Origin of the sequence: Pantoea nemavictus, assembly GCF_037479095.1 — a bacterium.
Taxonomy (GTDB): Bacteria; Pseudomonadota; Gammaproteobacteria; order Enterobacterales; family Enterobacteriaceae; genus Pantoea; species Pantoea nemavictus.
On record NZ_JBBGZW010000001.1, the window covers coordinates 2,022,082 to 2,036,187 of the forward strand.

Annotated in this window: 14 protein-coding genes; 11 read left to right on the top strand and 3 right to left on the bottom strand. The window is 51.7% G+C overall.

Annotation, left to right across the window (positions count from 1 at the left end):
* Positions 1–105: 105 nt before the first annotated feature.
* A complete protein-coding gene (locus WH298_RS09295) occupies positions 106–1,290 on the top strand; it encodes a NupC/NupG family nucleoside CNT transporter (RefSeq protein WP_007885289.1) in 1,185 nt (394 codons plus the stop codon).
* A 32-nt stretch (positions 1,291–1,322) separates the two neighbouring features.
* Here the strand turns inward: WH298_RS09295 and WH298_RS09300 are convergent, their stop codons facing one another.
* Positions 1,323–1,766 (bottom strand): DUF3574 domain-containing protein, encoded by a 444-nt coding sequence (locus WH298_RS09300; protein ID WP_036619897.1) that lies wholly within the window; start codon positions 1,764–1,766, stop codon positions 1,323–1,325.
* Between the two features lie 157 nt (positions 1,767–1,923).
* Between WH298_RS09300 and WH298_RS09305 the strand changes: the two genes are divergently transcribed.
* From WH298_RS09305 to WH298_RS09330, 6 genes are all read left to right on the top strand, one after another.
* On the top strand, positions 1,924–2,787 hold the full coding sequence (locus WH298_RS09305; protein ID WP_007885282.1) for a YicC/YloC family endoribonuclease: 864 nt from the start codon (positions 1,924–1,926) through the stop codon (positions 2,785–2,787).
* 425 nt (positions 2,788–3,212) lie between these two features.
* Positions 3,213–4,136: a kdo(2)-lipid IV(A) palmitoleoyltransferase gene (gene lpxP / locus WH298_RS09310; protein WP_007885281.1), complete on the top strand. Its 924-nt coding sequence runs from the start codon at positions 3,213–3,215 to the stop codon at positions 4,134–4,136.
* A 205-nt stretch (positions 4,137–4,341) separates the two neighbouring features.
* Complete coding sequence (locus WH298_RS09315; RefSeq protein WP_422616029.1) at positions 4,342–5,484, top strand: alanine racemase; 1,143 nt, start codon at positions 4,342–4,344, stop codon at positions 5,482–5,484.
* Between the two features lie 106 nt (positions 5,485–5,590).
* Positions 5,591–5,986 carry a hypothetical protein gene (locus tag WH298_RS09320; RefSeq protein WP_007885277.1) on the top strand — a complete coding sequence of 132 codons (396 nt, stop codon included), beginning with the start codon at positions 5,591–5,593 and terminating at the stop codon, positions 5,984–5,986.
* A 435-nt stretch (positions 5,987–6,421) separates the two neighbouring features.
* Complete coding sequence (locus WH298_RS09325; protein ID WP_238344423.1) at positions 6,422–6,625, top strand: hypothetical protein; 204 nt, start codon at positions 6,422–6,424, stop codon at positions 6,623–6,625.
* A 139-nt stretch (positions 6,626–6,764) separates the two neighbouring features.
* Complete coding sequence (locus WH298_RS09330; protein ID WP_007885273.1) at positions 6,765–7,409, top strand: oligosaccharide flippase family protein; 645 nt, start codon at positions 6,765–6,767, stop codon at positions 7,407–7,409.
* A gap of 81 nt (positions 7,410–7,490) precedes the next feature.
* Here the strand turns inward: WH298_RS09330 and WH298_RS09335 are convergent, their stop codons facing one another.
* Positions 7,491–8,183 (bottom strand): response regulator transcription factor, encoded by a 693-nt coding sequence (locus WH298_RS09335; RefSeq protein ID WP_180822716.1) that lies wholly within the window; start codon positions 8,181–8,183, stop codon positions 7,491–7,493.
* A 291-nt stretch (positions 8,184–8,474) separates the two neighbouring features.
* Between WH298_RS09335 and WH298_RS09340 the strand changes: the two genes are divergently transcribed.
* Positions 8,475–9,092 carry a trimeric intracellular cation channel family protein gene (locus WH298_RS09340; RefSeq protein ID WP_007885270.1) on the top strand — a complete coding sequence of 206 codons (618 nt, stop codon included), beginning with the start codon at positions 8,475–8,477 and terminating at the stop codon, positions 9,090–9,092.
* On the opposite strand, the gene ligB is transcribed toward WH298_RS09340, so the two are convergent.
* Complete coding sequence (gene ligB / locus WH298_RS09345; protein ID WP_180822717.1) at positions 9,006–10,775, bottom strand: NAD-dependent DNA ligase LigB; 1,770 nt, start codon at positions 10,773–10,775, stop codon at positions 9,006–9,008. The genes WH298_RS09340 and ligB overlap by 87 nt on opposite strands.
* A gap of 239 nt (positions 10,776–11,014) precedes the next feature.
* On the opposite strand from ligB, the gene gmk reads away from it, so the two are divergent.
* The 3 genes from gmk to spoT are packed head-to-tail and all read left to right on the top strand — an operon-like array spanning position 11,015 to position 14,103.
* A complete protein-coding gene (gene gmk, locus WH298_RS09350) occupies positions 11,015–11,638 on the top strand; it encodes a guanylate kinase (protein WP_036619878.1) in 624 nt (207 codons plus the stop codon).
* Positions 11,639–11,695: 57 nt separating this feature from the next.
* Entirely contained in the window at positions 11,696–11,971 is a 276-nt protein-coding gene (gene rpoZ, locus WH298_RS09355) for a DNA-directed RNA polymerase subunit omega (protein WP_007885265.1), read from the top strand.
* Between the two features lie 20 nt (positions 11,972–11,991).
* Positions 11,992–14,103, top strand: a complete 2,112-nt coding sequence (gene spoT / locus WH298_RS09360) for a bifunctional GTP diphosphokinase/guanosine-3',5'-bis pyrophosphate 3'-pyrophosphohydrolase (RefSeq protein WP_007885263.1) — start codon at positions 11,992–11,994, stop codon at positions 14,101–14,103.
* Positions 14,104–14,106: the final 3 nt, after the last annotated feature.

Here is a 14,106-nt window from a genome sequence, read left to right on the forward strand (position 1 = left end):
ACGGACTTCATGCGCGGCTGTCCTGCCCGCGATCGGCGCAATCCCGGATGAAATTCCGCTGTGGCTGTGGCTAAATGCGCGTTTCCTCCCTAAAAAAGATAAACGATGATAGCGATACTGCATTTTCTGCTGGCGCTGGTGGTGATCTTTGCCCTTGCGCTGTTGGTCAGCCATGACCGCAAACGGATTCGTCCGCGTTTTATTATTCAACTGCTGATCGTAGAAGCGGCGCTGGGTTGGTTTTTCCTGCATTCTGCCGGTGGCCAATCCGTGGTTACCGCCGTCGGCGGCTTCTTCGAAACCTTGCTGACCTATGCCGCTCAGGGTACCAACTTTGTGTTTGGCAATATGGCCGATCAGGGCCTGGCATTTATTTTCCTCGGCGTACTGTGCCCGATTGTGTTTATTTCTGCCCTGATTGGTATTTTGCAGCACTGGCGTATTCTGCCGCTGCTGATTCGTTTCTTTGGCACGCTACTGTCGAAAGTGAACGGCATGGGCAAGCTGGAGTCCTTTAACGCCGTCAGTACCTTGATTCTCGGCCAGTCGGAGAACTTTATCGCTTATAAAGGCATTCTCGGCGATATCTCCGCACCGCGTATGTACACCATGGCCGCAACCGCGATGTCGACAGTTTCTCTGTCGATTGTCGGGGCCTATATGTCGATGATTGATGCCAGATATGTGGTTGCGGCGCTGCTGCTCAACATGTTCAGCACCTTTATTATTCTGTCGATCATCAATCCGACGCGTCCGGAAAATGAAGAACAGATTGCGCTGGATAAGCTGCACGAAGATCAAAGTTTCTTTGAGATGCTGGGGGAATACATTCTCGCCGGTTTTAAAGTGGCGATGATTATCATGGCAATGCTGATTGGTTTTATCGCGCTGATTGCGGCGATAAATGCGCTGTTCGCGGCGGTATTCGGCTACAGCTTCCAACATCTGCTTGGTTATGTGTTCTATCCGTTTGCGTGGCTGGTGGGTATTCCGTCCGCCGATGCGCTGCAGGCAGCCAGTATTATGGCGACCAAGCTGGTGGCGAATGAGTTTGTCGCGATGATTGAGCTGAAGAAAGTCGCCGCTGAGATGACGCCACGCGGGCTGGGCATTCTGTCGGTGTTCCTGGTATCGTTCGCTAACTTCGCCTCTATCGGCATTGTTGCCGGGGCGATCAAAGGTCTGAATGAAAAGCAGGGCAATGTGGTCTCACGATTTGGCTGGAAGCTGGTTTATGGCTCAACGCTGGTGAGCCTGCTCTCTGCCGCATTTGCCGGGCTGTTTATCTGATGATAAAGGGCGGCTGAGCGGCCGCCCTTTATTTAAAACGCCACGCACACCAGTGAATCAACACGCATTACGGATTCCTGCTCGAAACGCTTTTTATAGATATCACGTAATCCGTTAATACTCTCCGAGCTGCTGTGATCGGGATGGTGAATCAGCATCAGCGCCTTACTGTTTTCCCGCGCCAGCTTACCGTTTTCGCCCAGCCACTGTCCCTTCGCGTCATATACCGACAGCCCGTCTTTGAAGCGCGGAGTCACATCGTTATCGACAAATTGTTGCCACTCAAGGCTGCTCACCGTGCCGCCTTTTGGCTTATTCATGCCAAACCACAATGTCGTTTGCATCATGACTTCACCAGAACCGCATACTGCTACGGGTGCCGTGTTGGGCGGAATTTGTTCACGCGGTGTCGAAGGCGCCTGACATCCAGCGAGCAGGAAGGTCAATAAAACCGGGAGAGCCACAGAGCGGAACATCACTTCATCCTCAAGATGTGAACCAGCGCTAAGCATAAGTGCCTGTCGCCAAAAGCGGAAATTTTTTGTTATTCAAGCTTATGTACGCTTATGCCTGTTAGCGTCGAGCCTGCCTCGCTATACTTCATCCAACATTTCTGAAAATGAGAAGACGATTATGATCCGCAGTATGACCGCTTACGCCCGCCGCGAAGCCAAAGGCCACTGGGGCAGCGCCGCCTGGGAGCTTCGTTCTGTTAACCAGCGCTATCTGGAAACCTATATCCGTTTACCGGAACAGTTCCGTGGTCTGGAACCTGTCATCCGCGAGCGTATTCGCAACCGTCTGACGCGCGGTAAAATCGAGTGCTATTTGCGCTATGACGCCGATGCCAGCGCGCAAGGCGAGTTGCAGCTGAATGAGTCGCTGGCAAAACAGCTGGTGCAGGCTGCCAACTGGGTAAAAATGCAGAGTGATGAAGGCGCGATCAACCCGCTGGATATTTTGCGCTGGCCGGGTGTGATGTCAGCCGAGGAGCAGGATCTCGATGCGATTAACGCCGAACTGCTGGTCGCGCTGGATGGCGCATTGGATGACTTTATCGAAGCGCGTGAAAGCGAAGGTACCGCGCTGAAAGCGATGATCGAACAGCGCCTGGAGGGCGTATCGCAAGAAGTCAGCAAAGTGCGCGCGCAGATGCCAGAAGTCATTAAATGGCAGCGCGAGCGTCTGGTGACCAAGCTGGAAGAAGCCGAAGTGCAGCTCGAGAACAATCGCCTTGAGCAAGAGCTGGTGATGATGGCGCAGCGCACCGATGTTTCGGAAGAGCTGGATCGTTTGGATGCGCATGTGAAAGAGACCTACAACATCCTGAAGAAGAAAGAAGCCGTTGGCCGCCGTCTCGACTTTATGATGCAGGAGTTCAACCGCGAGTCGAACACCCTGGCATCGAAATCCATCAATGCCGAGATCACCGCATCAGCGATTGAACTGAAAGTTTTGATCGAGCAGATGCGCGAGCAGATTCAGAATATCGAGTAACATGCTTTTCGAAAAGCCCGCAGCATAGCGGGCTTTTTAAGGTATAGATGGCAGGCAAAAGCGTTGCGGTTTACTCATAAGCTACGTAAGCCAGAGCGCTATTTTTCGCAGTTAGCGTTAAATAAGTGTCAGCAATCATAAAAAATCTTTTCAGAATTGACTTTAAGCGAGCAAACATCACCGTTCAACCTTATGAAACTCTGCCATTAAACTACTGATATTAAAAAATAACTTTCCACCAGATAGCCATTAAACTACTCATAGTCGCTGCATCAACAACTTCTCTTAATCTTAAAGATTGTGGAGATCGCGTTTCTTTGACGGCACTATTTGTTAATCTACTGGTCGTAATTAGAACAGTTGTACCGCCAGGAACTCATGGACTCTCTTCTTTGTGCGATACATTTTCCCGACATGAAGGCGTTATGACGAAATCCAGGCAGTTCCGATCCACTCTTCTGCATCCTCGCTACTGGTTTACCTGGTTTGGGCTAGGTGTTCTGTGGCTACTGGTGCAACTTCCCTACCCTATTCTTATCCGGCTTGGTGCTGGCGCTGGCAAACTGTCTCGCCATTTCCTGCAGCGCCGTGAACGCATTACTCGCCGCAACATTGAGCTGTGCTTCCCCAATATTGAAGAAGAACAGAAAGAGGCGATGATCGCGGGCAACTTCGCCTCGCTCGGGATGGCACTGGCAGAAACCGGCATTGCCTGGTTCTGGTCGGACGCGCGCGTGCGTCGTTACTTCAAGGTCAGCGGCCTTGAAAACCTGCAGAAGGCGCAAAGCCACCAGCGTGGTGTGATGGTTATCGGTGTGCATTTTATGTCGCTCGAACTGGGCGGACGGATTACCGGTTTGTGTCAGCCGATGATGGCGATGTATCGCCCGCACAATAATCAAGCCATGGAATGGGCGCAGACTAAAGGTCGTATGCGTTCGAATAAAGCCATGATTGATCGCCGTGATTTGCGTGGCATGGTGCAGGCTCTGAAAAAAGGCGAAGCCGTTTGGTTCGCACCCGATCAGGATTACGGCCCGAAAGGCAGCGTGTTTGCGCCGCTGTTTGCGGTGAAACAAGCGGCAACGACCAACGGTACTTTTGTTCTGTCACGCCTGGCGAAACCGGCGATGCTGACTATCGTGCTGATTCGTAATCAGGATAAAAGCGGTTACCAGCTGATTATTCAGCCAGAACTGGAAAATTATCCTTATGAGGATGAAGCCGCAGCGGCTGCCTACATGAACAGAGTGATCGAAAAAGAGATCCTCCGTGCGCCCGATCAGTACCTGTGGCTGCATCGTCGCTTTAAAACGCGTCCGCCGGGTGAAGCTTCTCTCTATATCTAATCTTCCGAGGCAGCAGGTTTTGGCCTGCTGCTCATTCTGCTCCGCTCATCGTTGACCCCCACTCGTACCAAACTCGTTAATCAACCTTTGCCGCACCTTATTTGCCGAAAAGAGAATGCTGGCAATGGGTTAGGCTAGCGGCTGGCATTCTGCTGCGCATTGTTTAATGATGGTCCGCACTTGTCATTACCTGCGGACTATTATGATGGAACAGAATATAGCGGCTGGCTGGCTGCGACCGTTGATTGCCGACCGGCTCACTCCTTACCTTGAAATTGATGCACCGCGCCTGCAGCGCAATCTGCATCAGATGCAGCAAAAAGCCGATGCCGCTGGCGTCGCGCTGCGCCCCCATATCAAAACCCATAAAAGCGTCTGGATCGCTGAGCAACAGCGAGCACTTGGCGCGCAGGGCATTACCGTTTCTAAGCCGAGTGAAGGCATCGCCTTTATTCTCGGTGGTGAACGCGATCTGCTGCTGGCTTATCCGATAGTGCAAGCCGACACACTGGCCGAAATGTTAGCGGTTGCCGCACAACACCAGGCGCGTATTACCTGCATTGCTGATTGCGCAACTGGCGTTGCGGCGATTACTGCGGCACATCAGCGTCAGCCCGATTGCCAGTTAGCGATAGCGATTAAGGTGGATGTCGGCCTGCATCGCATTGGTATCGATCCCCACAGCAGTGCCGCCATTACGCTGGCGCAGCAAATTCAGGATGCAGGTCTGCCGTTTGCCGGATTGGTTTCTCATGCTGGACATGCTTATGGTGCGGGCAATGCCGTTGCCATCGCGGAAATTGCACTGCAGGAAATTGCACTGATGCGCGATGTGCAACAGCGCCTGATCGCCGCCGGATTTGCTGACTGCGCGATTTCGGTTGGTTCAACACCAACGGCGTTAGCAGCTCCGGTAGCCAATGGCTGTGATGAAATCCGCCCCGGCAATTACGCGCTGCTGGATCTTACCGCATGGCGTTTGGGTCTGTGTGCGCCGGATGAATTGGCATTGAGCGTGGTGACACGCGTCGTCGCAGTTAATCCGCACTTCGCCATTATTGATGCTGGCTCCAAGATGCTCAGTTCAGATAAAGGTCCACACGGCACCAATGCCAGCGGATTTGGCATCGCGGTGGATGAGCAAGGCAATCACTATGAAGTGTTGAAGCTGTCGGAAGAGCATGGCTTTCTGCAATATGGCGATCAGGCGCCGCCTGTTGGCGCACTGCTGCGTATCTTCCCTAATCACAGCTGTGCAGTGGTGGCGCAGTCTGATCGCTTCGTGCTGCGTCAGGCTGATGGCAGCAGTGAAGAACGGGATATTCAGGGGCGCGGCAAGTTCATCTGATTACAGCATTCTCACGGAAACCGCTGCTGTACCACACTTCCATGACCGGGCCGTTTGCAGCCCGGTACCACCGTGCTTTAATGGCTGTATCACATCAGGAGGTTCCATGCTGCCATCTCAGACAGTCACGCTGACCGTTCCACGCAACTGGTTAGATTTATATGAAACCATCTGGAAGCCTGAATGCTTTGCCAAATGGGCAAGTGGGCTCAGCGCCAGCACGCTGACGCAGGAAGGAAATAGCTGGAAAGCCAAAGGCCCAGAGGGAACGGTAAAGATTCGATTTACCCCACACAACCCGTTTGGCGTAATGGACCACTGGATTGATACCGGTAGCGGAAAAGAGATTTATATGCCGATGCGGGTGATTGCTAACGAACAAGGTGCAGAAGTGGTGATGGTCGTTTATCGCCAGCCGTTGATGTCGGATGAGAAATTTGCCCAGGATGTTGCATGGGTAAAACGCGACCTCGAACAACTTCTTCACCTGTTAACTCATTAGAATCAATGAATTATGCAATCAACACCTCTTTAACTGTTGCTGGAATCAAACGATAAAAATCGGTTTCTTTTTCGCACAGCAGCGTTTAACTGTTTTAGCAAAACCTCCACTGATTTATACGCTAATCACCAGTCCGGCTTAAGCATCCTCACCAGGAAACCTCCTGGTGAGGATGCTTATAAAAAAGCCTGGCCCGTATGATTTATCGAGATTTTTTAGTTATCCGTCTATTGCAACTTCATCAAGGGGCGAGGAAAGACTAAAAATTTTAATAAATAGTAAGTCGTTCGCCTAATATATTCTGATGCATATTCTGAAACCATTTATTCCTGCGGTGTATTTATAGGAGTTTTCTGATGGTGTTAATTTAATTAAAACACGGTATAACTCCTTCACACACAGCAGTAACCATAATAACAACAGCAGGGAAATAACATGGATCGCTCAACCTATCCTTTGTTATCAGAAAAAGAATTTGTTGAGATTGCCAGGCGGATGCTGGCCGGGGAATATATAAACGCAAAGGGATTTTATAATGATCTTACGGATTTCCTCCGCACAGGAGGAGATACCGTTAAGACAAAAAACACCATTAAGCGCCAGGGGCATCTTTATACATTCAGAACATCATTTAATTGAAAGCATCTTTTACGTGGCAAAACCTGAAAGGTATTTCAGGACTGTGCCAGGAATCGCTGCATTGATGTGAGCTGGACTCTAACCTCTGGCTAGAGTAACCCCTTAATTGCACTGGTACATGTACCATAATGAGCAGAGTATGGCGTTAAGAGAGAAAAATCTGACCCACGCTAAATGGTCAATTTTGTCATCAATCAAAATCGTCGGCATTGGTGTTTTACAACTTTCACTACTGGCAAAAATACTTCAGGCAAATGAGTTAGATCTACTCGCCATTGCGATTGTGATGCTGTTAATTATTGATACACTAGCCGACCGAAAGTTTGGCAATGCCATTATAAGAAATAACAACCTCAATAATAGCGATCTCTCAATTTTATATTGGGGAAACGTATTAAGCGGCCTTGTTATCTTTGCTGTACTGTTTATTGGCAGTGATATTTCTGGTCGTATAATGAATCAACCTGAGATGGCGGTAATGCTTGAAATGATTTCGGTCATATTCATTATTATTCCGCAGGGGCAACATTATCGCGCAATATTACAGCGGGAAAACCAATTTTCGCGCATTGCATTCACGGAAGTCTCTTCTGTGCTGGTGGGATTAGGCGTCACGCTCTTCACCGTGTGGCTGACACCCTCAGTGTTGTGCGCTATCTGGGGTTACCTTGCCATGGTATCCATCAGAATGCTGGTTTATTGCTACTACGGTCGTGCCTGGTTTCAGCCAGAATACCGTTTTAGCCTAAAAAGTTTCGTCAACGTGCGAGCAAGAAACGGATAATAAAAACAAGTCTGTATGGTGGGCTCTGGGCATCTGAAAAGATGCGTTCGCGTGCTGGTCGCCAGCACGCTTTTTTCTTTTTTATGTTTCCAGTAACTCTTCCAATGAGTGAAAAGCGAGTTCGCTTAACTTACCGTTACGCTGCAACCGCAGCCAACTCACCAGCATCCGCAACTCATCAATCACCATAAACAGATCGGCCATATCATTCTTGTTTTTGATCTGCAGCCGCGTCAGTGCGTTGAGCTTGTGCGCATTCACCGTTTTATGACTGATACCTAAACGAGTGCCAATGTGTTCGGTGCTATAACCCCATGCCATCATCAGTAACACGCGTAGCTGACGATCGGGCAGCAGAATGTCAGCGCCTTCCATCAACTGAACCTGTGTACTCGCGCTGATGCAAGCGCTCAAGCGGTGGGTAACAGCCTGACAGGATGATTTTAAATCCAGAATATTGAGTGCTGGCAGATAGCGGCTTAATGCATGCATTAACGGTAATAAGCGCCGGGTAAGCACCAATATCTGCATCGTGGGAAACTGCTGTTGCAAGGCATAGAGCACCTTGAAGGTACCGGCCAACGGCATATTTTCGTGGAAAATGCAGACTAACAACCGCGGCTTGAGTTTTTCACACTGCGACATCACGGTGCTCAGCGACCACAACTCATGCACCTGGCCGTCAATAGGTATTGTAGCCAATAGCCCCTCCAACCCCACCGCCGCCAATTTGTCGGAAGAGAAAAAGAGAATGTCTTCGTTACGAGTTTTCATGCCTGTCCGATAGTTGCCGCGCGTGATGCCAATGAGTTGGGAGCCTGGCTGAACAGGCAATAGACAGGTACGACACAATCTGCCTGAAACTTAAGTTGATGAGGTTTTTAACGATTCGCATCATTTATACTCATGCGAAACGGTGGCTGAATGCTGATTTATCCCACCTGCTAAGCCTGTTAGCATGCTTGCCATAAAAATGGCTAATCTGATGCTGCTTTATTGAGAAAATCTCAGTGGTCTACACGCTGGGAAATCTTTAGCCTTGCCGCCAATCTGATGGAGTGCTCTATGTTATTAACCGTTCTCTATATTATTGGTATTACTGCCGAAGCCATGACCGGCGCACTGGCGGCAGGGCGTCGCAAAATGGATTTGTTCGGCGTGATCATCATCGCTTCGGTTACCGCGATTGGTGGTGGTTCGGTGCGTGATATTCTGCTGGGTCACTACCCTCTCGGCTGGGTAAAACATCCTGAATACATCATGATCGTCGCCGCCGCTGCGGTGGTGACGACCTTTGTTGCACCCCTAATGACGCATCTGCGTAAAGTATTTCTGGTGCTGGATGCGCTGGGTCTGGTGGTGTTCTCGATTATTGGCGCACAGGTCGCACTTGATAGTGGTCATGCTTCCATTATTGCTGCCATCGCCGCTGTAATTACCGGTGTGTTTGGCGGCGTACTGCGCGACATGTTTTGCAATCGCATTCCACTGGTGTTCCAGAAAGAGCTGTATGCCGGTATCGCGTTCGCCTCTGGCTGGATGTACATCCTGCTGTTGAAAACGCCGCTGGCGCATGAAGCGGTGGTGATCATCACGCTACTGTTTGGCTTCTTCGCCCGCTTGCTGGCGCTGCGTTTCCGCCTCGGTTTGCCAATTTTCAACTATCCCCACCCTGAACATTGAGTCAACAGCAGGGATCTCCTGCTGTTGCAGAAAGTGAATCAATTGCTGCAGGCTCGCATCCTGCAGCATCATCACAATCCGCTGTGCCAAAACGCTACCGATACCGGGCAACTGCTGCCAGCTTTCCGCCGTTCGCGCCATCAACTGCGACCACTGTGTATCCGGGAGCGCCTGCAGAGCCGTACGCGGTAACGGCAAGCCAAGTGCACTTACCCAGCGCCGCAGCGGCAGTTGCCGCGTTAAGTTGAAGCGGTGCCAGATGAGCTGCGCGCGGGCTGGCGTTATCCCGTTGGCCTGCGCAATCTGCTCTGGCGTCAGCGTCAGCCAGGAAAAGAGATGCGTGATAGCACCACTATCCAGTAAGCGCTGCCAGCTGCTGCGCTGTACGCCCGCAATATCCAACACCGTTTTCTGGCTCAGCCAGCTGAGGCGAGACAAAAACTGCGCCCGGCAGGCAGCGCTGAAGTGCAGACACGTTAAGCCGTGGAATTCGCCATCCTGAGGCGACGATGGATAATCGCGCTGCACAACGCGCCAAATTACCCGCTCCAGCCGGGGAATGCCTAATCCCGCAAGCGTGAGCGTCACCTCATCGCCCGCGATCACATCCAGTTCGCGCCAGCGTCGCAGTGAGCCAATGTTGACCCGCCGTACCGTTTTATCGTCGAGTTGCACCGGAATCAGATTCAGCACGACGGCAATCTTGCCCGTGCGTCCTACATTGAAATCTACCGAGAGCACTTCGCTACTGACTTCCGCCGGCTGATATTTCCATGCCGCTGACCAACTGCCCTGCCCAGGCTGCCAATCGCGCCCTGCGCTGGCAGGTGATTGATGGATCACTACGCCATCGGTGACAAACGGCAGCGATTCGCGGAACCAGCGATCGCGCCATACTGCGACCTCCTCTTCATTACTCACCTGACGACTCCAGCTCTGCGTGAGTCCAAAGCCCCATTGCGTTAGCTGCGCCAGACGATCGGACATCGAAGCCGGGCCGTCCGGCCACGCCCAGATGAATATACCGAGGCGATCAAGAAGCGGGCTGCTGTCGTGCCGCATCATCGCTCCCGCCACCTGAGCACGCGCATTTTTACCACCGTCGCGAGCCTGTTGATGATCGTTCATCTGCAGAAACAGCTCACCTTGCAGTATGACTTCGTCTCGCTGGGTATGAATACGTTGCGGAATGGCAGGAATATGGGGCGATTTGGCCAGCCACTCTTCACCACGCAAACCATCGCCACGGCTGATTAATGAAACCAACCGACCTTGCCGATACACTAACGTGACAGCTACGCCATCAACTTTGGGCTGCACCCACAGCGCAGATCTATCTTGCATCCAATACGCCACCGCCAGCTTATCGCGCAGTTTGCGCACGCCAGTGTGTGCAACGGGATGATGCGTGCTGCCGTCGGTGGTGAGTTGAGCATCATAGGAGGGCTGCGCGGGGGTGAAACAGCGCTGCCACTGCTGTAACCGCTGTTGCAGGCTGTCATAATCCGCATCGGTCACCGCATGAGTACCCTGCCGATAATAAGCGTCGTCCCACTGACGTAGCTGGGTTTGCAGCTGCGCTATCTCCTGCCCGGCGCGCACGGGCGACCAATTTGGACACAGCGCTTCGGCCCAGCAACCTATGCTGAAAAAGCAGCAAATCACACTGAGGCATCCTTTCATCTTCACTCTCCTTTTTGGCTATTGGAGAGTGCAGCGAAGGCTTTTACCAGCAGTGAAAATTGCAAGATAGAAGCAGATTCCATCGTTTATATGCCCGTTGCAGCATGCTACATCTGCTTCTGGCGCGGCTTCACAGAAAAAGAATTGCCTCAGCCAAGCGGCAAACGCTGCGTGACACCCTTAAGCCGTGTATACTGTGCAGGAAATCGACTCCGCTCTTTACTCAATTCAAGATAACCATGGCTCAAGGCACGCTTTATATTGTTTCCGCCCCTAGCGGCGCGGGTAAATCCAGCCTGATTCAGGCGCTGTTAAAGACACAACCGTTGTACGATACGCAAGTGTCTATTTCGCATACCACCCGTGGCGTGCGTCCCGGTGAAGCTCATGGTGAGCACTACTTTTTCGTCTCTAAGCCCGAATTCGAGACCATGATTGCAGCAGATGACTTCCTCGAACATGCGGAAGTGTTTGGCAATTATTATGGTACGTCACGCGCTGCCATTGAGCAGGTGCTGGCGACCGGCGTTGACGTCTTCCTGGATATCGACTGGCAAGGTGCGCAGCAAATTCGCAAGAAAATGCCTGCTGCACGCAGCATCTTTGTGTTGCCGCCCTCTACCGAAGAGTTGGATCGCCGCCTGCGTGGACGCGGTCAGGACAGCGAAGAGGTGATTGCCCGTCGTATGCAACAGGCGGTGGCGGAAATGAGCCACTATGCCGAATATGATTATTTAATTGTTAATGATGATTTCGATCTGGCGTTGTCAGATCTGAAAACCATTATTCGCGCAGAACGTCTGCGTATGGGTCGCCAAAAATCGCGACATGATGCTTTAATCAGCAAACTATTGGCAGTCTGAATTCACTTTCAGTATTATGCCCAGTCATTTCTTCATCATCTGTGGAGTAGCACACCTATGGCACGCGTAACCGTTCAGGACGCAGTAGAGAAAGTTGGTAACCGTTTTGACCTGGTGTTGGTCGCTGCACGTCGTGCACGTCAGATGCAGGTAGGCGGTAAAGATGCGCTGGTTCCAGAAGAGAACGATAAGCCGACCGTTATCGCCCTGCGCGAAATTGAAGAAGGTTTGATCACCACCCAGATCCTGGATGTCCGTGATCGTCAGGAACAGCACGAGCAGGAAGCCGCTGAGTTACAAGCCGTTACCGCTATCGCTGAAGGTCGTCGTTAACAGCACTCTGCAGGTCGCCCTTGTATCTGTTCGAAAGCCTCAATCAACTGATTGAAAAATACTTGCCTGAGGAGCAAATTAAGCGCCTCAAGCAAGCTTATCTAGTCGCGCGTGATGCCCACGAGGGTCAAACACGCTCCAGCGGCGAGCCTTACATCACCCATCCTGTTGCTGTCGCCTGCATTCTGGCCGAGATGAAACTCGACCATGAAACGCTAATGGCGGCGCTGCTGCATGATGTGATTGAAGATACGCCCGCCACTTATCAGGATATGGAACAGCTGTTTGGTAAAAGCGTTGCCGAACTGGTGGAAGGTGTCTCCAAGCTCGATAAGCTGAAGTTCCGCGACAAGAAAGAAGCGCAGGCTGAAAACTTCCGCAAAATGATCATGGCGATGGTGCAGGATATCCGCGTCATCTTGATCAAACTGGCTGACCGCACGCACAACATGCGCACGCTCGGCGCGTTACGCCCGGATAAAAAACGCCGTATCGCGCTGGAAACGCTGGAGATTTACAGTCCTCTGGCGCACCGTCTTGGTATTCATCACCTGAAAACAGAACTGGAAGAGCTCGGCTTTGAAGCGCTCTACCCGAACCGTTTCCGCGTGATCAAAGAGGTGGTGAAAGCGGCGCGTGGTAATCGAAAAGAGATGATTCAAAAGATCCTCGCTGAAATCGACGGTCGCTTACAGGAAGCAGGTATTCCCTGCCGCGTAAGTGGACGTGAGAAGCATCTCTATTCGATCTACCGCAAAATGCACCTGAAAGAGCAGCGTTTTCACTCGATCATGGACATCTACGCCTTTCGCGTCATCGTGAAAGATCTGGATACCTGTTACCGCGTGCTTGGCCAGATGCACAGCTTGTACAAACCACGTCCCGGACGCGTGAAAGATTACATCGCCATTCCCAAGGCCAACGGCTATCAATCGCTGCACACCTCAATGATTGGCCCGCATGGCGTGCCGGTTGAAGTGCAGATCCGTACCGAAGATATGGATCAGATGGCTGAAATGGGTGTTGCCGCACACTGGGCTTATAAAGAGACCGGTGAAATTAGCGGTACTACCGCGCAAATTCGTGCTCAGCGCTGGTTGCAAAGCCTGCTGGAGCTGCAACAAAGCGCCGGTAGCTCATTTGAATTTATTGAAAGCGTGAAATCCGATCTCTTCCCGGATGAGATCTATGTGTTCACGCCGGAAGGCCGCATTGTCGAATTGCCGGCTGGCGCCACGCCAGTCGATTTCGCCTATGCGGTGCATACCGATATCGGTCATGCCTGCGTTGGCGCTCGCGTCGATCGCCAGCCTTATCCGCTGTCTCAATCGCTGACCAGCGGTCAAACCATTGAAATCATCACCGCGCCGGGCGCTCGCCCGAACGCTGCCTGGCTCAATTTTGTTGTCAGCTCAAAAGCGCGCGCCAAAATTCGTCAACTGCTGAAAAACCTCAAACGTGAAGACTCCGTTAATCTTGGCCGTCGTCTGTTAAGCCATGCGCTTGGCGGCAGCAAGAAGCTGGCAGAAATTCCGGCAGAGAATATTCAGCACGAACTGGAACGCATGAAGCTGACCGCCATCGATGATTTGCTGGCGGAAATTGGCCTCGGTAACGCCATGAGCGTGGTGGTAGCGAAGAACCTACTGCAGGCGGGCAGTGATGAGCCGCAAAGTAACAGCAAACGCAAAAAGCTGCCGATCAAAGGTGCAGATGGCGTGCTGATCACCTTTGCCAAATGCTGCCGTCCGATTCCAGGCGATCCCATCGTTGCGCACGTTAGTCCCGGCAAAGGACTGGTGGTGCATCACGAATCCTGCCGTAATATTCGCGGCTACCAAAAAGAGCCTGAAAAGTTCATGCCGGTAGAGTGGGATAAAGTGACCGATCAGGAATTTGTCGCCGAGATTAAAGTCGACATGTTCAATCATCAGGGCGCGCTGGCGAATCTGACTGCGGCAATTAATACTGCCGGTTCCAACATTCAGAGCCTGAATACCGAAGAGCGAGATGGTCGCGTATACAGCGCCTTTATCCGCCTCACCGCGAACGATCGCGTCCATTTGGCGAATATTATGCGCAAAATCCGCGTAATGCCGGACGTGATCAAAGTTCACAGAAACCGTAACTAGTCG